The organism is Acidovorax sp. Root267 (assembly GCF_001429215.1).
GTDB lineage: Bacteria > Pseudomonadota > Gammaproteobacteria > Burkholderiales > Burkholderiaceae_C > Acidovorax > Acidovorax radicis.
In genome coordinates this window covers 122,913-146,668 of record NZ_LMJC01000001.1, presented here as the reverse complement: position 1 = coordinate 146,668, position 23,756 = coordinate 122,913, and the positions used below count along the sequence as shown (strand labels likewise).

Here is a 23,756-nt window from a genome sequence, read left to right as displayed (position 1 = left end):
TGTGACGTGAAGGTGAAGGGTGGGCACTGACCGATGTCCGCAACGCCGACAAGGCCCGCAGGGGTCGCTGGGTGGCTGGGTCGCCCGGCCGCGCCCGGATGGCCGCGAGTGTTACACAGCCCGGTGTGCAGAATCCAGCGGCCAGCCCCCTGGAGCCGCATTAGCATCAGCCCATGCCCGCCATAAGCGCCTCTAATGCCGTTTCCTCCGTCCACACGGGCCCGGACGGTAGCGTGGTCGATGCAAGCCCTGCGGTGGCCGCCGCCACGCCCTGGCGGTTGCCCGCGTGGCTGCTGGGCGCGGTTTTCGGGGCAGCGCTGCAGCTGCAGCAGCCGGCGTTGTGGCCAGGAGGGGCCTATGGGGTGATCCTGGTAGCCGCCTGCGTGGTGGGCTGGTGCGCGCGGGCAGCCTCCAGAAGCCGCCTTGCGGTAGCGACAGGGGCTGCTGCGCCGGCCGCAGCGCTGGCGCTGGGCGCGGGGGTGCTGGCGATGTTCGCCCTGTGTGGATTGCGCGCAGTGGACTATGCGGGCCACGGGCTCGCGCCCGCGCTGGAAGGCCAGGACATCCGCGTGACCGGGGTGGTGGCGGCCATGCCCCAGACCAACGAGGCTGGCACCCGCATCCGCGTGGACGTGGAGGCCGCGCGCCTGAACGGTGCCCCGGTGCAGCTGCCGCCGCGCATCGACGTGGCTTGGTACGGTGGCCCGTTCCGCGATGCGGCAGGGGCGCTGGACCTGCAGCGCCCCCCGCCAGCCCTGAAAGCCGGTGACCGTTGGGCCCTGACAGTGCGCCTCAAAGCGCCGCACGGCCTGCGCAACCCGCATGGTTTTGATTACGAGCTGTGGATGTGGGAGCAGGGCGTGCAGGCCACGGGCTACGTGCGCGCGGGGCCCAAAGACGAGCCGCCAGAGCTTCTGGCCGCGACCTGGCGGCATCCGGTGGAGCGGGTGCGGCAGTCGGTGCGCGACGCGATCCTGGAGCGCCTGGCCCGCGATGTGAATGGCGACGACCCGGCCCGCGCGCGCATCGCGGGTGTGGTGGTGGCCCTGGTGACGGGTGACCAGCGCGCCATCGACCGCGCCGACTGGGATGTGTTCCGCGCCACGGGGGTGGCGCATTTGATGAGTATCTCGGGGCTTCACATCACCTTGTTTGCCTGGCTGGCTGCGCTGATGGTGGGGGTGCTGTGGCGGCGCTCCACCCGGCTGTGCCTGGCGGTGCCCGCGCCCTCGGCCGCACTGGCCGCCGGGGTGGTGCTGGCAGCGGCCTACGCGCTGTTCAGCGGCTGGGGTGTCCCCGCGCAGCGCACCGTGATCATGCTGGCCGCCATTGCCGTGCTGCAACTCAGCGGCCGCCGCTGGCCGTGGCCGCAGGTGTGGTTGTGGGCATGTGCGGCCGTGGTGGTGGCAGACCCGTGGGCGCTGGCGCAGGCGGGCTTCTGGCTGAGCTTTGTCGCGGTGGGTATTTTGTTTGCTACAAATACGGTAGCTGTTAGCGCTTATCCATCAAGCGTAAAACGCCATTTTTATGCACTAATTCGGGAGCAGTGGGTGGTGACGCTGGCGCTTACGCCCCTGACCCTGTTGCTGTTTGGCCAGGTGTCCGTGGTGGGCTTTGCCGCCAACCTGGTGGCTATTCCCTGGGTCACCCTGGTGGTCACCCCGCTGGCTCTGGGTGGCGTGCTGTGGGCGCCCTTGTGGAATCTGGCCGCCCTCAGCCTGCAGCCGTTGGCAAGCTTGCTGCAATGGCTGGCGCAGTGGCCCTGGGCCGTGGTCTTCCTGCCTGCAGCGCCGTTGTGGGCGGGCATGCTGGCCGTGGCGGGGGGCGCGCTGCTGGCCACACGCCTGCCCTGGCGGTTGCGCCTGCTGGCACTTCCGCTGCTGTGGCCCGCCCTGTGGTGGCAGCCGGTGCGCCCGGCGGCAGGGCAGTTTGAACTGCTGGCCGCCGACATCGGCCAAGGCAACGCGGTGCTGGTGCGCACCGCCACCCACACGCTGCTGTACGACGCGGGGCCGCGTTTCAGCCGCGAGAGCGACGCGGGCCACCGCGTGCTCGTGCCGCTGCTGCGGGCACTGGGGGAGCGCGTGGACACGCTCATGCTCAGCCACCGCGATGCCGACCACACGGGCGGTGCGGCGGCGGTGCTGGCGCAGCAGCCGCATGCCGAGCTGGTGGGGTCGATCGAGGCCGAGCACACCTTGCAGGCTCTGCGCCCGGTTCGCCCCTGCCTGGCGGGCCAGCGCTGGGAGTGGGATGGTGTCGTTTTCGAGGTGCTGCACCCGCATCCGCAGCCGGACGACGCGGTGGCTGCGCGCACCTTGCGCCCCAATGCGTTGAGCTGTGTGCTGCGCATCGCGGCCAGCGGGGCGGTGGCGTCGGCGCCGGTGGCGTTGCTGGTGGGTGACATCGAAACCCCGCAGGAGCAGGCCCTGCTGGCGCGCGGTGCGGCGCTGCGTGCCGACCTGCTGCTGGTGCCCCACCACGGCAGCAAAACATCGTCATCGCCGGCGTTTCTGGATGCTGTCCAGCCACGCACTGCTTTGGTGCAAGCCGGGTACCGCAACCGGTTTGGCCATCCGGCCCCCGAAGTGTTGCAGCGCTACCGTGCGCGCGGCGTTGAGGTGGTGGAGTCTTCACGCTGCGGCGCCGCGACGTGGGCATCGTCAACGCCTGCAGCGGTGGGGTGCGAGCGGGATACGGGCCGACGGTATTGGCAACATCAGATGGCACCCCGGACGGAGTGATCGGACGGGATGGCGCAGCTCCATCGATGGCTGTTTCGGAAGTGTGGGCGCGCAACTTGCTATCCTGTTACCAGGAGGCCAGTTCATGCAGAAATTTGACGAGATGTACGCCATGCTGCCTTTTGATGGCAGCGATGTGCGCGAACACTACAAGCGCTATGCGCAGTGGTTGAGCAAACAGCCCCCTGATGTGATGCAGGCCCGCCGGGCCGAAGCCGAGATGATCTTCCGGCGTGTGGGCATCACCTTCGCCGTCTATGGCGCGAAGGACGAGGGCGGCGCGGGCAACGAGCGGTTGATTCCGTTTGACCTGATCCCGCGCATCATTCCGGCCCATGAGTGGAGCAGCATGCAGCAAGGGCTGGTGCAGCGGGTCACGGCGCTCAACCGCTTCATCCACGACGTGTACCACGGCCAGGACATCATCCGCGCCGGCATCGTGCCCGCCGACCTGATCCTCAACAACGCGCAGTACCGGCCCGAGATGGCCGGTGTGCAGGTGCCGCAGAACATCTACGCGCACATCGCGGGCATCGACATCGTTCGAGCGCCCAATGAAAAGGGCGAAGGCGAGTATTACGTGCTCGAAGACAACCTGCGCGTGCCCAGCGGCGTGAGCTACATGCTCGAAAACCGCAAGATGATGATGCGGCTGTTTCCCGACCTGTTCAGCCTGCACAAGGTGGCGCCCGTGGCCCACTACCCCGACATGCTGCTCGAGACCCTGCGCGCCAGTGCCCCCGCTGCGGCCGACGAGCCGACGGTAGTAGTGCTCACGCCTGGCATGCACAACAGCGCGTACTTTGAGCACGCCTTCCTTGCGCAGCAGATGGGTGTGGAGTTGGTCGAGGGACAGGACCTGGTCGTCAAGGACAAGTTCGTCTACATGCGCACCACGCGCGGCCTGCAGCGGGTGGACGTGATCTACCGCCGCGTGGACGATGACTTCCTCGATCCGCAGGTGTTCCGCCGCAATTCCACGCTGGGCTGCCATGGCCTCATGGAGGCCTATCGCGCAGGCAACGTGGGCATCTGCAATGCAGTGGGCACCGGTGTCGCCGACGACAAGTCGGTCTACCCCTATGTGCCCGAGATGATTCGCTTCTACTTGGGGCAGGAACCCATCCTCAAGAACGTGCCCACCTGGATGTGCCGCAAGCAGGACGACCTGCAGCATGTGCTGGCGAACCTGAAGGACCTGGTCGTCAAGGAAGTGCACGGCGCGGGCGGCTACGGCATGCTGATCGGCCCGGCCGCCACGCAGGCCGAGATCGAGGACTTCCGCCGCGCGCTGCTGGCCAACCCGGCGGGCTACATCGCCCAGCCCACGCTCAGCCTGTCGAGCTGCCCCACGTATGTGGAAAGCGGCATCGCCCCGCGCCATATCGACCTGCGCCCCTTCGTGCTCAGCGGCCGCGAGGTGCAGATGGCCGCTGGGGGCCTCACGCGTGTGGCGCTGCAGGAGGGCTCGCTGGTGGTGAATTCGTCGCAGGGCGGGGGGACCAAAGACACCTGGGTGCTGGGCGAGGGTGCGCCTGCCGCGCAACCCAAGGCCGTGCAATCCCAGTCGCAGGGCCAGGGTCAGGGCCAGTCGCAAAGTCAATCGCAAGGGAGCATCTGAACATGCTGAGCCGCACTGCCGACCATTTGTTCTGGATGTCCCGCTATACCGAGCGGGCGGAAAAGCCCCATGCCATGGGGCTTTCGATACAACACCGCGTGCGTGCGCAGCACGTGGGGGGTTCTCTGCCCTGTTCGATGAAGGAGGCCGCATGCTGAGCCGCACTGCCGACCATTTGTTCTGGATGTCCCGCTATACCGAGCGGGCGGAGAACACCGCCAGAATGCTCAATGTGAGCTATGAAACATCGCTGCTGCCGCAGGCTGCCGATGTCGCGCAAAAAGGCTGGGAAGGGCTGCTGTCCATCAGTGAGCTGATCCCCGCCTATTCCGCCAAGCACGGCGAGGTGACGCCTGCCCGTGTGCTGGAGTTCATGGTGCGCGACGGGACCAACCCCTCGTCCATCCTGTCCTGCCTGCGCGCAGCGCGCGAGAACGCACGGGCCGTGCGGGGCGCGTTGACCACCGAGGTGTGGGAGACGAAGAACCAGACCTGGCTGGAGCTGCACCGGCAGCTGGCGGGCGATGCCTTCGAGCGTGACCCGGGCCAGTTTTTTGAATGGGTGAAGTACCGTTCGCACCTCTCACGGGGCGTGGTGCTGGGCACCATGCTGCAGGACGAGGCCTTTCACTTCCTGCGCATGGGCACGTTCCTGGAGCGCGCCGACAACACCGCGCGCCTGCTGGATGTGAAGTTCCATGCGGTCAAGAATGATTTTTTTGGCCGTGCCAGCGACCGCAACCAGGAGAGCGATTTCTACCATTGGAGCGCCATCCTGCGCAGCGTGTCGGCCTTCGAGGTGTACCGCAAGGTCTACCGCGATGTGATCACTCCGGGGCGTGTGGCCGATCTGCTGATCCTGAGCCGCGACATGCCCCGCTCGCTCCACGCCTGCCTGCGCGAGGTGGTGGACAACCTGGCCGTGTTGGCCAACGGGCAGTCCGCCGAAACCAGCCGCAGGGCAGGGCGCCTGCTGGCCGACCTGCAGTACGGCCGCATCGACGAGATCCTGGCCACGGGCCTGCACGCTTTCCTCACGCAGTTCCTGGACCGGGTGAACGACCTCGGGGGCGGCATCAGCCGCGATTTCCTGGTGACCTCGGGCGACTGAGCCGGGGCAAGGTGACCGTGGCGCGGCGCAGGCACGCGGCCGGTCACTCCTGCCCGTTGCGCCTCTGGTCGCGCAGCATGAAGAGATACAGGCTTTCGACCTTCTCGCGCGCCCAGGGGGTCTTGCGCAAAAACTTGAGGCTGGAGCCCACGCTGGGGTCGATTTGAAAGCACCGGATGGGGATCTGCTGCCCCAGTTCGTCCCAGCCAAAGTAGTCTGCCAGCCCCACCACCATGGCTTCCAGCGTCACGCCGTGCAGCGGGTTGCGTGGCTGCTTGGCCGGGGCGCCAGCAGGGCTCGGGGGGGCTGGGGTGCCTGGAGCGGCGGGCGTGCCTTCGGTGACGGATGAACCAGGTATGGGGGTGGGCTCGTTGGCGTTCATGGCCCCAAGCATAAAGCCGCAGGGCCGCAGCGTCTCATCCGGACCGCTGCAGATGGGTCTCGCTGCGGAACAGTTCAGCGGCCCAATCCACGAATGCCCGCACCTTGGCGCTCAGGTGGCGGTTGGGTGGGTAGACCACGTACACGGGCAGCACGGGCTGCGTCCATTGAGGCAGCAGTTGCACGAGTGCCCCGCTCTTCAGGTGCCGTTCGGCCTGGAAGCTCGTGATCTGGCCAATGCCCAGGCCTGCCACCAGGGAGGTCACGTACGCATTGGCCTCGTTGACGCTCAACTGGTAGGGCCCTGAAATATCGATGGACTCGGTGTCCTTGCGGAACTCCAGCGGGTAGTGCCGGCCCGAATGGGGCGAGAAATACAGCAGGCTGGTGTGCTTTTCCTCAATCTCCAGCGGATGCGCGGGTGTGCCCTTGCGGGCCAGGTAGTCTGGCGATGCGACGGTGATGAATTCCAGATTGCCGATGCGCCGCGCCACCAGCGACTGGTCGCTCAACTCGCCGCCCCGGATCACGCAGTCCACGTTGTCGCCAATCAGGTCCACGATGCGGTCGCTCACGCCCAGGTCGAGCTGGATGTCCGGATAGCGCGCGTGGAAATCCGCCAGGTGCGGTATCAGCAGCAATTGCGCCACTGCCGTACCCACATCGATGCGCAGGCGCCCGCGCGGGTTCGCCCGCGCGTTGGTCATGCTGGCCTCGATGTCGTCCAGGTCGGTCAGCAGGCGCACGGTGCGGTCGTAGTAGGCCGCGCCGTCGGGCGTCACCGTCACACGGCGTGTGGTGCGGTTGAGCAGCTTCACGCGCAGGCGCTCCTCCAGCGCTTGCACGTGCTTGGTCACCGTGGCTTTGGGCAGCGAGAGTGAATCGGCCGCCCGGGTGAACGTGCCGGCCTCTACCACCCGCACGAATATGCGCATGGCCTGTATTTGGTCCATGGCTTCTCCTTGAATCTGGAACTACAGCACCCACCAGTGGGTGCTGAGGAATTCTCACATGCCCGCCACCCTGCGATTGTTGAGCTTTTGGAAACAGTGCAGTGGTGTTTGACCTGTTTATCGGAAAGACGCAAGCCACTACATTTCATCCATCGTCAATTTACTGGGTACATGCCATGCAGCCCGACCATCCTTCCTCGCCATCTTTCATTCTGCCGCCCGTTGCCAAACCCTCCGAAGGGGGCAAGGCTGCTTCCGTGTGCTCCGACTCCACTATTGAAGTGACCAAGGGGCGGGATGTGGCCGTGCGCATGTATGGGCGCAAGAAGAGTGGCCAGGCGTCGCCGGTGGTGGTGCATTTTCATGGTGGCGCATTCACCTCGGGAGGCCTGGACACCGGCTGCACCGTGGCCTCGCTGCTGGAAGGCGTAGGGGCCGTGGTGGTGTCGGTGGCGTACCCGCTCACCCCGTTCCCGCAGCCGGTGGACACGGGCTATGACGTTCTCAAGTGGGTGCACCGCAACCGCACCAAGCTCGGCGGGCAAGGTGCGCTGGTCTACCTCGCCGGTGAGGAAGCTGGTGGCAACTTGGCCGCCGCCGTGGGGCTGATGGCGCGCGACCAGTCGCACCCGCCGCTGGCCGGGCAGATCCTGCTCTCGCCCATGCTGGACCCGTGTGTGGGCACGGCCTCACTGCGCGAAGCCACGGGTAATGCCACCGGCTGCAAATGGGCCGAAGGCTGGCGCAATTTTCTGCGCAGCCCGCGTGATGCAGATCATCCTTACGCCGTGCCCGGGGCCGCGCATCGCCTGGCAGGTTTGCCACCCACGCTGGTGCTGGTGGGCGACACCGACCCGATGCACGACGAAGCGCTGGCTTACGCCACCCGGCTGGAGGCCGCAGGCCTGCAGGTGACCCGCCATGTTTTCTCCAAAACGGCGCAGTGGCCCGATGCCTTGCTGCAGACCGGGCAAAACGAATGCCCTTGCGCAGCGGGTGCGCAGGAGCAATTCCGCCTGTTTTTTGAAGCCACCCGATGTCCGGTGCCTTCCTGAGAGTTTGTTCCCAGCAACCCGGGCCGCAGAAAGTCGTTGACCTCAACTTTGGTTGAGGTTTGATACTGCGGCCTTACCGCCAACCACCTGGTTTTCAACGCTGATTTTTCCGGCCTCACCGTGCCGGAGGGAGAAGCCTTGCCCACGCATTTCTGCAAGCCGTGCCCGCCTGGGCCCAGACGGCAGGCAGGGGCGATTGATGTCAACGATAGATACGGAGGAAATCACAGCATGAAAAAACCATGGGGCCACTCGCCGCTCCGCAACCACGGCTGTCACAACACGCAGCGCAGCCACGTCTTCTGACATCGGTATGGACATGGCCCGGTGGTGTGCTGCAGGGGCCTTGACTTTTCCACCGTGTCATTGCCGAGACTGCCCCTCCATCCACGGCCCTGACACCTGTCGGCACAACGCCCACGTACCGGGGCGTGGCAAAAAAACCTCCACCGGCTCGCCCCACAAGGGAAGCCTTAACGATTGAAACGACCATGAACTCCAATCCTTTCTCCAAGAGCCGCCCGCTGGGCCTGGCCACCCTTGCCACCGCAGTGACGGCCACCGTGGCCGCCATCATCCTTGTGTTCCAGGCGCCTGTTGCCCAGGCCGATGGCACCCCTGCTGCGCCACCGGCCATGCCGGTGTCGGTGGCGGCCGTGCTGCAAAAAGACATAGCACTGTGGGACGAGTTCTCGGGCCGCCTCGAAGCCGTGCAGCGTGTGGATGTGCGACCGCGCGTCTCGGGCGCCGTGCAGGCCGTGCACTTTCGCGAAGGCTCGCTGGTCAAGCAGGGCGACCTGCTGGTCACGGTAGACCCCGCTCCTTACGCCGCCGAGGTGGACCGCGCCGAAGCCCAGGTGGTGGCCGCCCAGGCCCGCGTCTCGTACACACGCAGCGAAATGGAACGGGCCACACGCCTGCTCGAAGAACGCGCCATTGCCCAGCGCGAGCACGATGAGCGCCTGAACGCGCAGCGTGAAGCCGATGCCAACCTGCGCGCCGCCCAGGCCGCGTTGCAGACTGCCAAGCTGAACCTCAGCTACACCCAGGTGCGCGCCCCTGTGGCGGGCCGCGTAGGCCGCATTGAAGTCACCGTGGGCAACCTGGTAGCCGCTGGCGCGGGCGCCCCCGTGCTGACCACGCTGGTGTCGGTGAGCCCCATCTACGCCAGCTTCGACACCGACGAGCAGATTGTGGTGAAGGCGCTGGCCGACCTGCAAAGCGGCCAGCGCGGCAATAGCGCGCGCCAGCTCATCGAGCGCATCCCCGTGCAGATGGGCACCGGCACCGCAGGCAGCACGCCACACACCGGCCGCCTGCAGCTCATCGACAACCAGGTGGACGCCAAGAGCGGCACGGTGCGCGTGCGTGCCGTGTTCGACAACGAAGACGGCGCCCTCATCCCCGGTCAGTTCGCCCGCATCCGCATGGGCCAGGCGCGTGACACCCAGGCCCTGCTGATCAACGAGCGTGCCGTGGGCACCGACCAGAACAAGAAGTTCGTGATGGTGGTGGGCGAGGGCAACAAGGCCGAGTACCGTGAAGTCACCCTGGGCGCGCCGATTGACGGCCTGCGCGTGGTCACGTCCGGCCTCAAGGCCGGCGAGAACATCGTCGTCAACGGCCTGCAGCGCGTGCGCCCCGGTGCCGTGGTAGCGCCCCAGTCAGTCCCCATGACCGCCAAGGCCGAGATTGCGGGCGATCGCAAGGAAGCCAAGAACGCAGCCAAGTCGCCAGCGGCCTGAGCCAGAGCGACCGAAGGAATTTGCATCCATGAATCTATCCCGCTTTTTCATCGACCGCCCCATCTTCGCCGGGGTGCTGTCGGTGCTCATCTTCCTCGGGGGGCTCATCGCATTGCGCGGTCTGCCCATCTCTGAATACCCTGAAGTCGCGCCGCCCTCTGTGGTGGTGCGCGCACAGTACCCGGGCGCCAACCCCAAGGTGATCGCCGAGACCGTGGCCACGCCGCTGGAGGAATCCATCAACGGCGTGGAAGGCATGCTCTACATGGGCAGCCAGGCCACCACCGACGGCGTGATGACGCTGACGGTGACCTTTGCCCTGGGCACCGACCCCGACAAGGCCCAGCAGCTGGTGCAAAACCGCGTCTCGCAGGCCGAGCCGCGCCTGCCCGAGGAAGTGCGCCGCCTGGGCGTGACGACCGTCAAGAGCGCGCCGGACCTGACCATGGTGGTCCACCTGGTCTCGCCCAACAACCGCTACGACATCGACTACCTGCGCAACTACGCGGTGCTCAATGTGAAGGACCGCCTCGCCCGCATCGGCGGCGTGGGCCAGGTGCAGATCTTCGGCGGCGGCGACTACTCCATGCGTGTGTGGCTCGACCCGCAAAAGGTCGCGCAGCGCGGCCTCTCGGCCAGCGACGTGGTAACCGCCATCCGCGGCCAGAACGTGCAGGCCGCCGCGGGCGTGGTGGGCGCATCGCCCGGCCTGCCAGGCGTGGACCTGCAACTGTCCATCAACGCCCAGGGCCGTCTGCAGACCGAAGAAGAGTTCGGCGACATCATCGTCAAGACCGGTGCCGACGGTGCGGTGACGCGCCTGCGCGACATCGCCCGCCTGGAGCTGGGCGCGGCCGACTACTCGCTGCGCTCGCTGCTCAACAACGACCCAGCCGTGGGCATGGGCGTGTTCCAGGCGCCGGGCTCCAACGCGCTGGACATCTCGTCCAACGTGCGCAAGACCATGGACGAGATCCAGAAGAACATGCCCGAAGGCGTGGAGTACCGCATTGCGTACGATCCCACGCAGTTCGTGCGTGCCTCCATCAAGTCCGTGATCCACACGCTGCTCGAAGCCATCGCCCTTGTGGTGCTGGTGGTGATCCTGTTCCTGCAGACCTGGCGCGCGTCCATCATCCCGCTGCTGGCCGTGCCGGTGTCGGTGGTGGGCACGTTCGCGGTGCTGCACCTGCTGGGCTTTTCGATCAACGCGCTGAGCCTGTTCGGCCTGGTGCTGGCCATCGGCATCGTGGTGGACGATGCCATCGTGGTGGTCGAGAACGTCGAGCGCAACATCGAAGCGGGCCTGACCCCGCGCGAGGCCACTTACCGCGCCATGCGTGAAGTGTCCGGCCCCATCATCGCGATTGCGCTGGTGCTGGTGGCGGTGTTCGTTCCGCTGGCGTTCATCAGCGGCCTCACGGGGCAGTTCTACAAGCAGTTCGCGGTCACGATTGCGATCTCCACGGTGATCTCGGCGATCAACTCGCTGACCCTGTCGCCCGCGCTCAGCGCGCTGCTGCTCAAGGGCCACAACGAGCCCAAGGATGCGCTCACGCGCGGCATGGACAAGGTGTTCGGTGGCCTGTTCCGCGGCTTCAACCGCCTGTTCCACCGCGGCTCTGAGGCCTACAGTGGCGGCGTCAAGCGCGTCATCGGCCGCAAGGCGCTGATGTTCGTGATCTACCTCGCGCTGGTGGGTGCCACGGTGGGCCTGTTCAAGATCGTGCCCGGCGGCTTCGTGCCTGCGCAGGACAAGCAGTACCTGATCGGCTTTGCTCAACTGCCCGACGGCGCCACGCTGGACCGCACCGAGAACGTGATCCGCCGCATGGGCGAGATCATGAAGGAGAACCCGAACGTCGAAGACGCGATTGCCTTCCCCGGCCTGTCGATCAACGGCTTCACCAACAGCTCCAACTCCGGCATCGTGTTCGCCACGCTCAAGCCCTTTGCCGAGCGCACCCGCGCCGACCAGAGCGGCGGCGCCGTGGCAGGGCAGTTGAACCAGTCGTTCGGCAGCATCCAGGATGCGTTCATCGCCATGTTCCCGCCGCCACCCGTGGCGGGCCTGGGCACCACCGGCGGCTTCAAGCTGCAGATCGAAGACCGCGCGTCGCTGGGCTTTCAGGCCATGGACGGCGCCGTGAAGGCCTTCATGGCCAAGGCCTACCAGACGCCCGAGCTGGCCGGCCTGTTCACCAGCTGGCAGGTCAACGTGCCGCAGTTGTACGCCAACATCGACCGCACCAAGGCCCGCCAGCTCGGTGTGCCGGTGACGGACATCTTCGACACGCTGCAGATCTACCTGGGCAGCCTGTACGCCAACGACTTCAACCAGTTCGGCCGCACCTACAGCGTGCGTGTGCAGGCCGATGCGGCCTACCGGGCGCGGGCTGAAGACGTGGGCCTGCTCAAGGTGCGCTCTGCCACCGGCGAGATGGTGCCCCTGTCGGCGCTGATGAAGATGGAGCCGAGCTTCGGCCCCGAGCGTGCCATGCGCTACAACGGCTATCTGGCCGCGGACATCAATGGCGGCCCCGCGCCCGGCTACTCGTCGGGCCAGGCCCAGGCAGCCATCGAGCGCATTGCCGCCGAGACGCTGCCCCAGGGCATCACCTTCGAGTGGACCGAGCTGACCTACCAGGAAATCCTGGCCGGCAACTCTGCCGTGCTGGTGTTCCCGCTGGCCATCCTGCTGGTGTTCCTGGTGCTGGCCGCGCAGTACGAAAGCCTCACGCTGCCGATTGCCATCATCCTGATCGTGCCCATGGGCATCCTGGCGGCCATGACCGGGGTGTGGCTGAGCAACGGCGACAACAACGTGTTCACGCAGATCGGGCTCATCGTGCTGGTGGGGCTGTCGGCCAAGAACGCCATCCTGATCGTGGAGTTTGCGCGCGAGCTGGAGTTTGCCGGGCGCACACCCGTGCAGGCCGCCATCGAGGCCAGCCGCCTGCGGCTGCGCCCCATCCTGATGACCTCGCTGGCCTTCGTCATGGGTGTGCTGCCCCTGGTGCTCTCCACTGGTGCCGGCGCCGAGATGCGCAGCGCCATGGGTGTGGCGGTGTTCTCCGGAATGATCGGGGTGACGGCCTTTGGCCTGTTCCTCACGCCCGTGTTCTACGTGCTGCTGCGCAAGCTGGCCGGCAACCGACCGCTGGTGGAGCATGGCACGCATGTGGCCCCCATCTCGCACACCCCCGGCAGCGGTGGCACCGCCCACCCTGTGCTGGCCGCGCCGCGCAAGGAGCACGAATGATGCCCCTCACCACGGTGACGACAACGACCTTTGTGGCCCTAGACGCTCGCTCCCCGATGTCCACGCCGCTGAATGCGGCGGGTGCATCGGCCGGGGCAGGAGACCAACCATGACCGATTTGCTATTGAAGAAAAACTCCACCGATGGTGCCCTCGCAGCGCGCAAGCGCAGCCTGCTGGCGCCCCTGGCCGCCGCCCTGGTGCTGGCCGGTTGCATGACGCAGCCCGTGGCCCCCGCGCCGCATGCGGGGGTGCCCGTGCCCACCAACTTCACCGCAGGCGGCGACGCACTGCCCACGGCGCCCTGGACAGTCGCCGCCCCCGCCGAAGCGCAGCCGCGCGGCGAGTGGTGGCTCGGTTTTCAAGACCCGGTGCTGGCCGATTTGATCCAGCGCTCAGGCAACGCCAACACCAGCATCCAGCAGGCTGCAGCGCGATTGGCCGAAGCGCGCACGCTGCTGCGCTCGGCAGACGCCGCGCGCTCCGTCCAGGTCGGTGCCTCTGCAGGTGTTTCTCGCCAGGGGGGTGCCAACACCACCGGCAGCGCGGCACCCGCCACGCTGGGCACGGCGGGGCTCAATGCATCGTACGAGCTGGATCTGTTTGGCCGCCTCTCGCAAACCAGCGACGCTGCACGTTTGGACGCCGACACGCGCGAGGCCCTGCTGCAAAGCACGCGCTTGATGGTGCAGGCCGACGTGGCGCAAACCTATCTGCAGCTGCGCGCCGTGCAGGCCGAGCAGGTACTGGTGCAAGAGAGCTTGTCTGCCTACGAAGGCACGCTGCGCCTCACGCAGCGCCGCCTGCAGGCGGGCGACGTGGCCGAGCTGGATGTGGCCCGCGTGCAGACGGAAGTGGCGGCCACCGAATCCGAAGCATTGGCCCTGCAACGCCAGCAAGCGTTGTTGACCAACGCGCTGGCCGTGCTGGCGGGCGAGGTGGCCAGCGGCTTTGTGCTGCCGCCCGCCACGGGCGACGCCGCGCTGCCAGTGATTCCGCCGGGCGTGCCTGGCACGGTGCTGGCGCGCCGGCCCGATGTGTCGGCCGCGCAAACTGCCGTGCTGGCCGCGCAAGCGCGCGTGGGCGTGGCGCAGAAGGCGTGGTTCCCGGCCGTCACGCTCACGGGCAACGCGGGGCATGCATCGCCGGAGCTGGGTGATCTGTTCAAGTGGTCGGCCCGTGCGTGGGGCGTGAGTGCGCTGCTGTCGCTGCCGATCTTTGACGGCGGCCAGCGCGACGCGCAGATCGAGGGCGCGAAGGCCCGCATGGAGGCCGCGCTGGCCGACCACCGTGGGCAGGTGCTCAATGCGTTTCGTGACGTGGAGGATCAGCTGACCTCGCTGCGTCTGCTTTCCGGCCAGGCCGAGGCGCAGGGGCGGGCGGTGACGGCTGCGCGGCGCGCGACACAGTTGTCGGATGTGCGGTATCGCAACGGCTTGGTGAGCCAGCTGGAGTTGCTGGATGCGCGGCGCAGCGAGTTGCGCAATCGGCGGCAGGAGTTGCAGGTGCGGACGGCGCAGTATGTGGCGACGGTGGGGTTGATTCGGGCGCTGGGTGGAGGGTGGGGGGATCAGCCTGCTGTGAAGTTGGCGCAGGTGACTCAGTAGTTGTCTTTGGGTAATTTTTCGAGTGTTTTTGGCTGCTAGCGCTTGTGAAATAAGCGTTAGCAGCTATTGTTTTTATAGTGTCTGAGTTTCTCGCGGCCGTTCTGGCTGAGCTTGTCGAAGCCGTGAGCTGAACGTGCCGTGTGCCTTGGTTGAGGGCGGAGGCCGGGAGTCGCCCGGCATGCGAGTAACTTTCTTTTGGGTCGCCAAAAGAAAGTCACCAAAGAAAAGGCGACCCCCAGTCTGCGACCCCTTCGCTTCGCTGCGGGGCAAACCTGCGTCGGGGCGGTTGCGGGGTGCGCCGTGGAACTCGCTTTGCTGCTGCGCAGCGCCGCTCGGACAGCCACGGCGAGCTAGAGCACGAAGCATGGGCGCTGCGACGCCCATGCTCACCCCGCAACCGCCCCGCCGCAGGCGCAGCCAGCAGGGGGTGGACAGCCGAACCTCCAACAGCCGAACAGCCACACGGGCCATCGCTTCGCTCGGCCGCGTTTCGCGGGCGCAAGCGCCACGCGCTGCGCAGGTGGGGCCGAGCGCAGCGACGGCCCGAATGGATGTCCGATCCCGGTGGGTTCCCTTCTGGATGCGCCTGGGGCGCGCAGGGCGCGGGGTGGCATGTGTGCCGAAGGACACACATGCGTCGTGAACTGACTCACCGCAGTTGTCCGAGCGGAGCGCCGCAGGCGCGCAGTGAGTTCTGCGGTGCACCCCGTGACCGAGCACCCCAGGTTGCCCCGCAGCGCAGCGAAGGGGTCGCAGACAGTAGGGTCGCCCTTTCTTTGGTGACTTTCTTTCGGCGACGCGAAAGAAAGTTACTCGCATGCCGGGCGACTCCCGGCCTCCGCCCTTTTCAAAGGTACGCGGCCAGATCAGCACACGAGCCCAGGCTTCGACAGGCTCAATCCGAACGGCAGAAGCAAGAACCAATAGCTATAAAAATAATAGCTAATACCGCTCATCCCACAAGCGCTAGCGGCAAAAATCGTTCAAAAATCTCTCTCCATCACCCCTTCAACCACCCTCTCAACCTCCCCACCCCTTCCTCCAACCTCCTCACATCCCGACTCGCAAAACACCACCGCAGCCACCCCGCCGCTTCACCCCCAAACGCGCTGCCCGGCGCCAACCCCAGTCCCGCCTCCCGCACCAGCCGCTTGGCCAGCGTCAGGCACTCGTCATGCCCGTCGATGCGGAAAAACGCATACATACCCCCGAGCGGTGTAGCCAACGACACCCCCGGTACATCGGCCAGCAGCGGCACCAGCGTGTCGCGGCAGGTACGCAAATGCGTCACCAGCGCAGGCGTTACCTCATCCGTGCGCTGCAGCGCCACCGTGGCCCCGCGCTGCACAAACACCGGCGCGCACGAGGTGTTGAACTCGATCAGCTTGCCCACCGCCTGGGTGAGTGACGGCGGCAACACCAGCCACCCAAGGCGCCAGCCGGTCATCAAAAAACTCTTGGAAAAGCTGTGCGTCACGATCAGCCGATCCTCGGGATCGGCCACGTCCAGAAAGCTGGGGGCCGCGCCATTGGCCGTGTCGCCCGCGTAGTACAGCCGCTCATACACCTCGTCCGCCAAAATCCACGTGCCCGTGCGGCGGCAGTGCGCCAGGATGGTGGCTTGCTCCTCACGCGTCAGCGTCCAGCCCGTGGGGTTGTTGGGGGCGTTGACGACCAGCAGGCGCGTGCCGGGTGCGATGGCGGCCAGCAGCGCATCCATGTCCAGGCGCCATGCGCCGTGCACGTCGGCCACCAGCGGCACCGTGCGCACCTGCGCGCCCAGGATGCGTGGCTGTGCCACCAGGTTGGGCCATACAGGAGTGACCAGCACCACTTCGTCGCCCGCGTCCACCAGCGCCTGCACGGCCACCATCAGGCCGTTCACACCGCCGGACGTCACTGCGATGCGGTCAAACCACGCATCGGTGTGTTGCTGCGGGTGCAGGCCGTGCATGTAGCCCGCAATCGCGTGGCGCAGCTCGGGCAGGCCCAGGTTGTGGGCGTAAAAGGTCTCGCCCTTTTGCAGCGACGCAATGGCCGCGTCGCGGATGAAATCGGGCGTCACCTCGTCGCTCTCGCCAAACCAGAACTTCAGCACATCGCTGCGCCCCAGGCCCTCGTTGGCCACCTCGCGGATGCGCGACTCTTCGAGGCTTTGGACTACTTCTCGCATGCAATCTCCTTGAAATACACAGCCATCATCGCAGGCGTATAGTCGTTTTTTTTGATTTTTGGCTGACCCCAACGCTCATGACCTATCCCAACACCCAGCTCTTCATCGCAGGCCAGTGGCAAGACGCCGCCGAAGGCAAAACCATTGCCGTGTTCAACCCCTCCACCGGCAAAGAAATCGGCCGCGTGGCCTATGCCACCAAGGGGGATCTGGACCGCGCATTGGACGCCGCACAAAAGGGCTTTGAAGCCTGGCGCGACATCCCCGCCGCCGAGCGCGCCAAGACCATGCGGCGCGCCGCTGCACTGATGCGCGAACGCGCCGATGCGATTGCCGCCATCATGGTGCAAGAGCAGGGCAAGCCCCTGGCCGAGGCCAAGGTCGAAACCATGGCCTCGGCCGATATCATCGAATGGTTTGCCGACGAATCACTGCGGGTTTATGGCCGCATCGTGCCTTCGCGCAACCTCAAGGCCACGCAGATGGTGCTCAAGGACCCCGTGGGCCCCGTCGCCGCGTTCACGCCGTGGAACTTTCCTATCAACCAGGTGGTGCGCAAGCTGGCCGCCGCGCTGGGTGCGGGCTGCTCCATCCTGGTGAAGGCACCCGAAGAAACCCCCGCCAGCCCGGCCGAGCTGATCCGCGCATTTGCCGATGCCGGCGTGCCCGCTGGCACCGTGGGCCTGGTCTATGGCGACCCGGCTGAAATCTCCAGCTACCTGATCCCGCACCCCATCATCCGCAAGGTCACGTTCACCGGCTCCACGCCCGTGGGTAAGCAGCTGGCAGCGCTGGCGGGCAAGCACATGAAGCGCGTGACCATGGAGCTGGGCGGCCACGCGCCGGTGATCGTGGCGGAGGACGCTGACCTCGAGTTGGCCATCAAGATCTCCAGCGGTTCCAAGTTCCGCAACGCAGGCCAGGTCTGCATCTCGCCCACGCGCTACCTGGTGCACGAAAGCATTCGCGCCGACTTCGTGGCCGCGTTCGCCAAGTACGCCCAGGGCCTGAAGGTGGGCGACGGCCTGACCGCAGGCACGCAGATGGGACCGCTGGCCAACCCCCGCCGCATCACCGCCATGGCCGATCTGATGGCCGACGCCGTGCAGCAGGGCGCCACGCTGGTAACGGGTGGCGAGCGCATTGGCAGCGAAGGCAACTTCTTCCAGCCCACCGTGCTGAACGACGTGCCCCTGTCGGCCCGCATCGTCAACGAAGAACCCTTTGGCCCGGTGGCCGCCGTGCGCGGGTTCACCAAGATCGAAGACGCCATTGCCGAGGCCAACCGCCTGCCGTTTGGCCTGGCCGGCTACGCCTTCACCACCTCGCTGAAAAATGCACACCTGCTGGCGCAGCGTCTGGAAGTGGGCATGTTGTGGATCAACCAGGCCGCGGCACCAGCGGCTGAGCTGCCGTTTGGTGGGCTCAAGGATTCGGGCTATGGATCCGAAGGGGGCCCGGAAGCCATCGAGGCGCACCTGAGCACGCGCCTGGTGTCGATCATGAACGTGTAAGGGGCTGGATGCCCGGCACGCCTGGGCTGCGCGCATCCCCGCAGCCTGGGTAATTCAGTCAGGGCCTGCGGGCGATCTTTTAGGAGCATTCCTGTGAGATCGTCCGCAGGCTTTTGTTTTTGTGCGTTGGAAATCATCCTGGCAGGAAGTGCCAAGGCAGCTGTAAAGAAATCCGTTGACGTAGGCTGTCAAATACATATCATGATATATATCTAAGGCAATAAATCATGATCGAAGACGTCGTCAAGGAACTCGGATTCCTCACTCTGGGCACGCGCTTCAAGCGCATAGGCGAGGCGCTGCAGGCGCAAACGCAGTCACTGCTGACTGAACACGGCATCGATATGCCCGCAGCGCATTTCCCGCTCTTGGCGGCACTGGACTGGCATGGCGCACTGGGCGTGGGCGAGCTGAGCCAGGCCGTCGGCGTCAGCCAGCCCGTGGTCACCCGTTCCTTGAAAGGGCTGGAAGACAGCGGGTTGGTGCAGTCGGAGGCGGTGGAGGGCGATCGGCGTGTGCGCCGCGTAGCGCTCAGCCCGCAAGGCCAGGCACTGGTCCAGCGGGCGCAACGCGATGTCTGGCCCGTGCTGGAAGCCTCGGTCGCCCAGGTTTGTGCGTCGCTTGAAGGGCCTTTGCTGGACCAGTTGGCTGCCTTGGAAGCGGGGCTTGCACGCACGTCGCTCCTGCAGCGCTCGGCGGCCTCCATCGCCACGGAGCAAGCCACCCGCAAGCGCAAAGGCAAAAGCACTCCCCACTACCCAGGAAAGGAAAAAACACGATGACCACGATCAACCCTTTTGACCGCCCCGTCTGGGCATCGCTGACCTTTGCGCCCGATCTGGCCGAAGGCGGCGGCCTGGCCAAACGCTACCGGCGCGATGTCAATTTGTTTGCATCGGCCCGAGACGACGAGGGCGCCAGCCTGGCGGCGGTAGCCGACCTGGTGACCGAGGGGGAATCGGTCTTCGTGCTGCAAGCGCAACCCATCCCGGTGCCCAAGGGAATGCAGGCCCTTCGCCGAGCCCAGGGCGTGCAGATGTTGGCGGGCCGGGCCGTTGCTGCCGAGTCTGGCGCCGATTCAGTCGTGGCGCTTGGCGATGCCGACGCTGCCGAGATGCTGGCCTTGGCGCGGCTGGCCGAGCCCGGTCCGTTCCTTGCGCGCACCCACACCATGGGCCGCTTCGTGGGTATCCGGTCTGACGGCGTTCTGGTGGCCATGGCGGGGGAACGCATGCGTTTTGAGGGCGGTACGGAGGTCAGCGGTGTGTGTGTCCATCCTGATTTTCGGGGGCGCGGCTTTGCCCGTCGGCTTTCATCGGTGGTCGCACACGCCATTCAGCAACGCGGGGACCAACCTTTTCTGCATGCCTGGACCACCAACGAAGCGGCCATTACCTTGTACGAAAGCCTGGGGTTTGAGATTCGCACCGAAATGCAGGTGGCCGTGCTGGGGCGGTGATCGCTTGATCCGCGACGCATGTGGTCCATCGCGGGCGGACTGCGCCAAGTGGGGGCGTTTGGCGGGCATCGAGAGGTTTTTGGCACTTTATCGTGCAAGCTTGGCAGTCTGCCGGTTCCAGCGCAGTTCGCGTTGCACGGTGTGAGAGGGGGTGGGTGCGCAAGGCAATCCCCCACATTCCCCGTGGCAACTGTCCGTCCATGCACTTTCGCTGGGCGCAAAAAAACCCCGCACTCCCAAAAGAAGTGCGGGGTAAATAGCTGTGTCTCTGCCCTCCCACCAGTTAGGGCAGCAGCGGGTGTGGGGCCATCAGAAGTTGTGGCGCACGCCCATGGCGAAGGAGCTGAAGTCGTTGCCCGCAGTGGCCACGCCATAGCTGGCGTTGTGGTTGTTGTTGATGCGCGTGTAGTAGGTGTAGATCTTGGTGCGCTTGCTCAGGTTGTAGTTGTAGCCCACCGTGTATTGGGTGGCAGCGCTGTCGGCCACGTGGGAGTACTTGCCGGCACGGCCCACGTTCAGGTGGAACTCGGACACGCCCATGATGTAGGCGCCCGACAGGCGCACGTTGGTGCGGTTGCCGCCATTGGCGATGAACACGTTCTTGTCGCGTTGCACGTAGGCGCCGACCACGAAGGGACCGGTCGAGTACGAAGCACGCACTGCGAACTGGTTCTGGTCGTCCAGCTTGGAGTATCCAGCGCCCAAGCCCAGCTTGCCGATTTCGTAGTTGGCGGCCAGGTCGAGGCTGTTCTTGCCGCCGGTGCCGTTGGCTTGCTCGTGCATGGCCCAGCCGGCTTCTACCGTTGCGCCGCCAAAGCTGGGGGTGCGGTAGGCGATCTTGTTCACGTCGCGTGCAGGGTAGGCGTACAGCGCATCCGACGACGAACCGGTGTCGTGGTTGTGGTTGCTGATGAAGTCAGCGGTGGCGTAGTAGGACTCCGAAGTGAAGTTGCCCAGACGCACCATGCCGAAGCCGCCAGCCAGGTTCACTTCGCTCTGGCGCGCGAAGATGCCGCGGGAGTCCGAAGCGCCGCTGCTGGAGTCGAAGCCGCTTTCCAGCTGGAAGCCTGCCATCAAACCGCCGCCCAGATCTTCCTGGCCCTTGAAACCGAAGCGGGAGGAGTTGTTGAACAGGCCGGTCTTGGAGACATTGCCTTCTTTTTGGTGCTCGAACGTGGTGTTGATCCGGCCGTACAGGGTGACGCTGCTCTGGGCAAGCGCAGCAGATGTCCCAACCAGGGCCAGCGCGGCCACGGCGCAGCGGTTAATCGTTTTCATTAGCAAGGTTTCCTTTATCAAATTTTGTTTGATGACAAATCATCACGGGCCAAAACACATGGGGTACATGCCTTGGGGCCGTCGCTACAAGCAAGCTTTATGCCTGTGGTGATGTGAGTTGCACATTGCAACGGAGAAGGATGCTACTGGGCGGAAATAGGCGGCGCCACAGGGGTAAACACCTTTTGGCCTGCGGATGTGGGTGGCAAACAACAGCCGCGCCGGAAACTGGGGCTCCGCAGGCTTCACAACACAGGAGCACGCTGCGAAAGTATGTTCGAGCTAACCGCGAATTTGCTTCGGATGCCCAGTTCCAGCAGGTTGCCGGGAATGGCGGCGCAGGCGGCGAGCGCCGACGACTGCTGTCGCTAAACCCAGCAGCGCCATGGTCCACTCGCCCAGGGTGGGAACAGCAGTTGCAGCTTCGGGGCTGGCGAACGCGGAACACGGCCCACTGAACGGCTGGGGGGCGCTCCAGTTGGCGATGTTCATCAGTACGCCGGGTCCTGAGTCTCGGAAGGTGCGATAGCCACTCGTGCTATCTGCAAAAACGGCGTTGCCGCCATTGGCGAACCAATGCACCGGTGCTGTCAAGGCAACGCCGCTGGCGGTGTAAGCACCGGCGGGAATCATGGTGTCGCGTACCTCGGTAAAGATCGAGGTCAACGCACCCACTGCGTTGGTCGTAGTGGTGCCCACGACCGTGGGTGGCCGAGCAACGAGGTCTTGCGCGAACACCACATTGCCCGTGTTGTTCATGCTCCAGATGGTGCAAGTCAGGTGCGCGCCTATCCAGAGCTGGTTGATGGCCGTGTTGTCGTCGCGGTTGTCGAAAACGAGGGTGACGGTGTAGTTTTGGCCGTTGATGATTTCCGGCATCAAAGAGTCGCTGATGGTGCCGGTGTAGATGATGGCAAAAGGCGTGGCTCCCGCGCAGGCGCGGGCGCCTGCGAGCGCCACGGCGGTAGCGTATTGGCGGAGGCGGCGCAAGGGCGCTCCGGGAGCGGTGGATGTTCGTGTAAGAGATGGCATGGAGCACGCAAAAAATGCTGGAAGGAATTCCCGTCACACAATGTGCCCGGGGATCCAGCGATTCTTGGGAACACGCCATGCCGCGTCATGGACGGCAGCGACAATCGTTGTGCCCAATGCGACATGGGCACTGCGTAGAGCCGCTCAGCCCGTCAGTCCGCGCGCCTCGCTCGGTGTCATGCCGAAGTGGCGGCGAAACGCCCGACTGAAGGCGGAGAAGTCGTCAAAACCGCTATCCAGCGCAATCTCCAGCACGCGGCGGTGGCGCTGCGCGGGGTCGCTCAGCATGTCCCGCGCCCGCTGTAGTCGCGCCTGCCGCACGAAATCGGAAAAGCAAGTGTCCTCGCGCGCAAACAGGCGCTGCACCTGGCGCGGAGTGAGATGGTGCTGGCGCGCGATCTGTTCCAGGCTCAGTTCGGGCCGGTCGATGCGGGCCAGGATGTCGCGCCGGATCAGCGCCAGGCGCGGCACATCGATCGCATCATGCTGGCGCGGTTGTATGCCTCGGGCCATAGGCACAAGCACGTCCACGATCAGCATGGCACGCGGCGTATCGCCAAAAGCGCCCATTGTTTCCGCAGGCCGCAGCGCCCATGTGCACGCGGGAATCGGGCGACCTTGCACATCCTGCAGTGCAAAGGACCGGCGGTCCACGCGCTCTGGGGTTTGCGGATACTCCCCCTCCGCCAGTTTCAGCCCGTGGAGAGCCCGCAAAAGCGCCTCTTCCGCTTGCGCACTGGGGCAACCGACATAGCCGCTACGCGCAACGATCACCTCAGCTTCACTCAACAACTGCTGCGCGGCAGCATTGGCATGCACCACAAAGCGATCCGGTCCCAGAAGCAAAATGGGGCGCTCTGCCTGCTCAATCATCAGCTGGCCAGTGCTCGCTCGGCGCCCGTTGGCAGAGCGCCGGTATTCTGCGAAAGCTTTCTTGATATGCACGAACAGGCTTGCCAGGCTCGCGTCTGCCGCGGTGTCGAACCGCCCCTGCGCGGGGCTGCGGAGCAACCCGAAAAAGACGACAAAATCCTCGTCCTCCGCCACCTTTCCGCCCGACATGTAGCGCACACCGTAAACCGACCAGAAGTTTCGGTAGTACGGATGAACCTGCGCCTCTCGGGCTGGAATTAAGTCGTCAGAGTTGAACACGGTGCCCGGAGGTTGCACCGCGACATGGGCCAAGTGTGGATCCAGGCGGTGGTATTCGCACATGTAGTCCAGCACGCCCTCCATGGGTGAGCCGGATGAGTGCAGCGTCAACGCCATGCGGCCCGTGCGGCGATCCACTGCCACCAGTTGGCAAAAGCGTCCTTTGAACTGATCGACCAACACTTGCAGCACTTCGTGCCAAGGCCGCGTGCCCGTGGCTGCTTGGTACAGGTTGTGGACCAGTCCCTCCTATTGCTCAGATGTCACAAAGCCTCTCTACTCTTTTGCTGTCCGATAACTCACAAACCCACATCGGCATGCCGTGCGTGTGTGTGCCAAAAAGGGTTCGCGGCCGAAAGGGCGCGGCTCACAGGATTATTCTCCGGCCTTGAATGCAAATTCTTCCGCTTCGTCAGATTGGCTTTGTGCTGCTTCCAGCAGCCGCCGCACCATCCCATGCACTCTCGTCACCTCGGTTGCCAAAGCCGACGCCGGACGAGATCTGCGCCTCGGGCAGCGGCAGGTGCGAGAAATTCCGCGAAGCGATGGCGTGAAAAGGCCGAGAACCTGTTCAAGGCCTTTCGCCGCATCTGCTTTGCAGCAAGTCAGCACGAGAAAACGATTTTGAACAGGCTCTTAAGGCCCGCGCCGAGGAACATTGGCGTTGGGC

At 65.4% G+C, this 23,756-nt stretch carries 17 protein-coding genes; 11 read left to right on the top strand and 6 right to left on the bottom strand.

Features of this window, described 5'->3' with window-relative positions:
* Positions 1 to 173: 173 nt before the first annotated feature.
* The 4 genes from ASE39_RS00565 to ASE39_RS00555 all read left to right on the top strand — a co-directional run bounded on the left by ASE39_RS00565 (position 174) and on the right by ASE39_RS00555 (position 5,476).
* Complete coding sequence (locus ASE39_RS00565) at positions 174 to 2,744, top strand: DNA internalization-related competence protein ComEC/Rec2 (RefSeq protein WP_242421332.1); 2,571 nt, start codon at positions 174 to 176, stop codon at positions 2,742 to 2,744.
* 85 nt (positions 2,745 to 2,829) lie between these two features.
* Positions 2,830 to 4,365, top strand: coding sequence for a circularly permuted type 2 ATP-grasp protein (locus ASE39_RS00560; protein ID WP_010464026.1), 1,536 nt, complete (start codon positions 2,830 to 2,832; stop codon positions 4,363 to 4,365).
* A gap of 2 nt (positions 4,366 to 4,367) precedes the next feature.
* A complete protein-coding gene (locus ASE39_RS27325; RefSeq protein ID WP_082615277.1) occupies positions 4,368 to 4,523 on the top strand; it encodes an alpha-E domain-containing protein in 156 nt (51 codons plus the stop codon).
* Positions 4,517 to 5,476 (top strand): alpha-E domain-containing protein, encoded by a 960-nt coding sequence (locus ASE39_RS00555; protein ID WP_057269876.1) that lies wholly within the window; start codon positions 4,517 to 4,519, stop codon positions 5,474 to 5,476. The genes ASE39_RS27325 and ASE39_RS00555 overlap by 7 nt, the downstream gene beginning before the upstream one ends.
* A gap of 43 nt (positions 5,477 to 5,519) precedes the next feature.
* Here the strand turns inward: ASE39_RS00555 and ASE39_RS26830 are convergent, their stop codons facing one another.
* Positions 5,520 to 5,858 carry a VF530 family protein gene (locus ASE39_RS26830; protein WP_198928107.1) on the bottom strand — a complete coding sequence of 113 codons (339 nt, stop codon included), beginning with the start codon at positions 5,856 to 5,858 and terminating at the stop codon, positions 5,520 to 5,522.
* Between the two features lie 34 nt (positions 5,859 to 5,892).
* The gene (locus ASE39_RS00545) at positions 5,893 to 6,810 is read right to left on the bottom strand and encodes a LysR family transcriptional regulator (RefSeq protein ID WP_057227008.1); all 918 of its coding nucleotides are present in this window, start codon (positions 6,808 to 6,810) and stop codon (positions 5,893 to 5,895) included.
* Positions 6,811 to 7,121: 311 nt separating this feature from the next.
* Between ASE39_RS00545 and ASE39_RS00540 the strand changes: the two genes are divergently transcribed.
* From ASE39_RS00540 to ASE39_RS00525, 4 genes are all read left to right on the top strand, one after another.
* Entirely contained in the window at positions 7,122 to 7,865 is a 744-nt protein-coding gene (locus ASE39_RS00540; RefSeq protein WP_242421355.1) for an alpha/beta hydrolase, read from the top strand.
* A 491-nt stretch (positions 7,866 to 8,356) separates the two neighbouring features.
* Positions 8,357 to 9,610, top strand: a complete 1,254-nt coding sequence (locus ASE39_RS00535) for an efflux RND transporter periplasmic adaptor subunit (RefSeq protein WP_057269875.1) — start codon at positions 8,357 to 8,359, stop codon at positions 9,608 to 9,610.
* A 28-nt stretch (positions 9,611 to 9,638) separates the two neighbouring features.
* Positions 9,639 to 12,872 carry an efflux RND transporter permease subunit gene (locus ASE39_RS00530; RefSeq protein WP_057269874.1) on the top strand — a complete coding sequence of 1,078 codons (3,234 nt, stop codon included), beginning with the start codon at positions 9,639 to 9,641 and terminating at the stop codon, positions 12,870 to 12,872.
* A 109-nt stretch (positions 12,873 to 12,981) separates the two neighbouring features.
* Entirely contained in the window at positions 12,982 to 14,478 is a 1,497-nt protein-coding gene (locus ASE39_RS00525; protein WP_057269873.1) for an efflux transporter outer membrane subunit, read from the top strand.
* A gap of 1,000 nt (positions 14,479 to 15,478) precedes the next feature.
* Here the strand turns inward: ASE39_RS00525 and ASE39_RS00520 are convergent.
* Positions 15,479 to 16,651, bottom strand: a complete 1,173-nt coding sequence (locus ASE39_RS00520; protein ID WP_057269872.1) for a pyridoxal phosphate-dependent aminotransferase — start codon at positions 16,649 to 16,651, stop codon at positions 15,479 to 15,481.
* Between the two features lie 77 nt (positions 16,652 to 16,728).
* On the opposite strand from ASE39_RS00520, the gene ASE39_RS00515 reads away from it, so the two are divergent.
* The 3 genes from ASE39_RS00515 to ASE39_RS00505 all read left to right on the top strand — a co-directional run bounded on the left by ASE39_RS00515 (position 16,729) and on the right by ASE39_RS00505 (position 19,624).
* A complete protein-coding gene (locus ASE39_RS00515; RefSeq protein ID WP_057269871.1) occupies positions 16,729 to 18,165 on the top strand; it encodes an NAD-dependent succinate-semialdehyde dehydrogenase in 1,437 nt (478 codons plus the stop codon).
* 227 nt (positions 18,166 to 18,392) lie between these two features.
* The gene (locus tag ASE39_RS00510; RefSeq protein WP_010464037.1) at positions 18,393 to 18,947 is read left to right on the top strand and encodes a MarR family transcriptional regulator; all 555 of its coding nucleotides are present in this window, start codon (positions 18,393 to 18,395) and stop codon (positions 18,945 to 18,947) included.
* Positions 18,944 to 19,624 carry a GNAT family N-acetyltransferase gene (locus ASE39_RS00505; protein ID WP_057269870.1) on the top strand — a complete coding sequence of 227 codons (681 nt, stop codon included), beginning with the start codon at positions 18,944 to 18,946 and terminating at the stop codon, positions 19,622 to 19,624. Before ASE39_RS00510 ends, ASE39_RS00505 begins: the two co-directional genes overlap by 4 nt.
* 309 nt (positions 19,625 to 19,933) lie before the next feature.
* On the opposite strand, the gene ASE39_RS00500 is transcribed toward ASE39_RS00505, so the two are convergent.
* The 3 genes from ASE39_RS00500 to ASE39_RS00490 form a co-directional block, all read right to left on the bottom strand.
* Positions 19,934 to 20,902: a porin gene (locus ASE39_RS00500; RefSeq protein ID WP_010464039.1), complete on the bottom strand. Its 969-nt coding sequence runs from the start codon at positions 20,900 to 20,902 to the stop codon at positions 19,934 to 19,936.
* Between the two features lie 282 nt (positions 20,903 to 21,184).
* Positions 21,185 to 21,892: an IPTL-CTERM sorting domain-containing protein gene (locus ASE39_RS00495; RefSeq protein WP_206779126.1), complete on the bottom strand. Its 708-nt coding sequence runs from the start codon at positions 21,890 to 21,892 to the stop codon at positions 21,185 to 21,187.
* Positions 21,893 to 22,078: 186 nt separating this feature from the next.
* Positions 22,079 to 23,269, bottom strand: coding sequence for a helix-turn-helix transcriptional regulator (locus ASE39_RS00490; RefSeq protein WP_242421331.1), 1,191 nt, complete (start codon positions 23,267 to 23,269; stop codon positions 22,079 to 22,081).
* Positions 23,270 to 23,756: the final 487 nt, after the last annotated feature.

Bases quoted from the DNA above. Each gene is read 5' to 3' on its own strand.
- ASE39_RS00565 (WP_242421332.1), top strand. From the start codon at position 174: ATGCCCGCCATAAGCGCCTCTAATGCCGTTTCCTCCGTCCACACGGGC.
- ASE39_RS00560 (WP_010464026.1), top strand. From the start codon at position 2,830: ATGCAGAAATTTGACGAGATGTACGCCATGCTGCCTTTTGATGGCAGC.
- ASE39_RS27325 (WP_082615277.1), top strand. From the start codon at position 4,368: ATGCTGAGCCGCACTGCCGACCATTTGTTCTGGATGTCCCGCTATACC.
- ASE39_RS00555 (WP_057269876.1), top strand. From the start codon at position 4,517: ATGCTGAGCCGCACTGCCGACCATTTGTTCTGGATGTCCCGCTATACC.
- ASE39_RS26830 (WP_198928107.1), bottom strand. From the start codon at position 5,858: ATGAACGCCAACGAGCCCACCCCCATACCTGGTTCATCCGTCACCGAA.
- ASE39_RS00545 (WP_057227008.1), bottom strand. From the start codon at position 6,810: ATGGACCAAATACAGGCCATGCGCATATTCGTGCGGGTGGTAGAGGCC.
- ASE39_RS00540 (WP_242421355.1), top strand. From the start codon at position 7,122: ATGTATGGGCGCAAGAAGAGTGGCCAGGCGTCGCCGGTGGTGGTGCAT.
- ASE39_RS00535 (WP_057269875.1), top strand. From the start codon at position 8,357: ATGAACTCCAATCCTTTCTCCAAGAGCCGCCCGCTGGGCCTGGCCACC.
- ASE39_RS00530 (WP_057269874.1), top strand. From the start codon at position 9,639: ATGAATCTATCCCGCTTTTTCATCGACCGCCCCATCTTCGCCGGGGTG.
- ASE39_RS00525 (WP_057269873.1), top strand. From the start codon at position 12,982: ATGACCGATTTGCTATTGAAGAAAAACTCCACCGATGGTGCCCTCGCA.
- ASE39_RS00520 (WP_057269872.1), bottom strand. From the start codon at position 16,651: ATGCGAGAAGTAGTCCAAAGCCTCGAAGAGTCGCGCATCCGCGAGGTG.
- ASE39_RS00515 (WP_057269871.1), top strand. From the start codon at position 16,729: ATGACCTATCCCAACACCCAGCTCTTCATCGCAGGCCAGTGGCAAGAC.
- ASE39_RS00510 (WP_010464037.1), top strand. From the start codon at position 18,393: ATGATCGAAGACGTCGTCAAGGAACTCGGATTCCTCACTCTGGGCACG.
- ASE39_RS00505 (WP_057269870.1), top strand. From the start codon at position 18,944: ATGACCACGATCAACCCTTTTGACCGCCCCGTCTGGGCATCGCTGACC.
- ASE39_RS00500 (WP_010464039.1), bottom strand. From the start codon at position 20,902: ATGAAAACGATTAACCGCTGCGCCGTGGCCGCGCTGGCCCTGGTTGGG.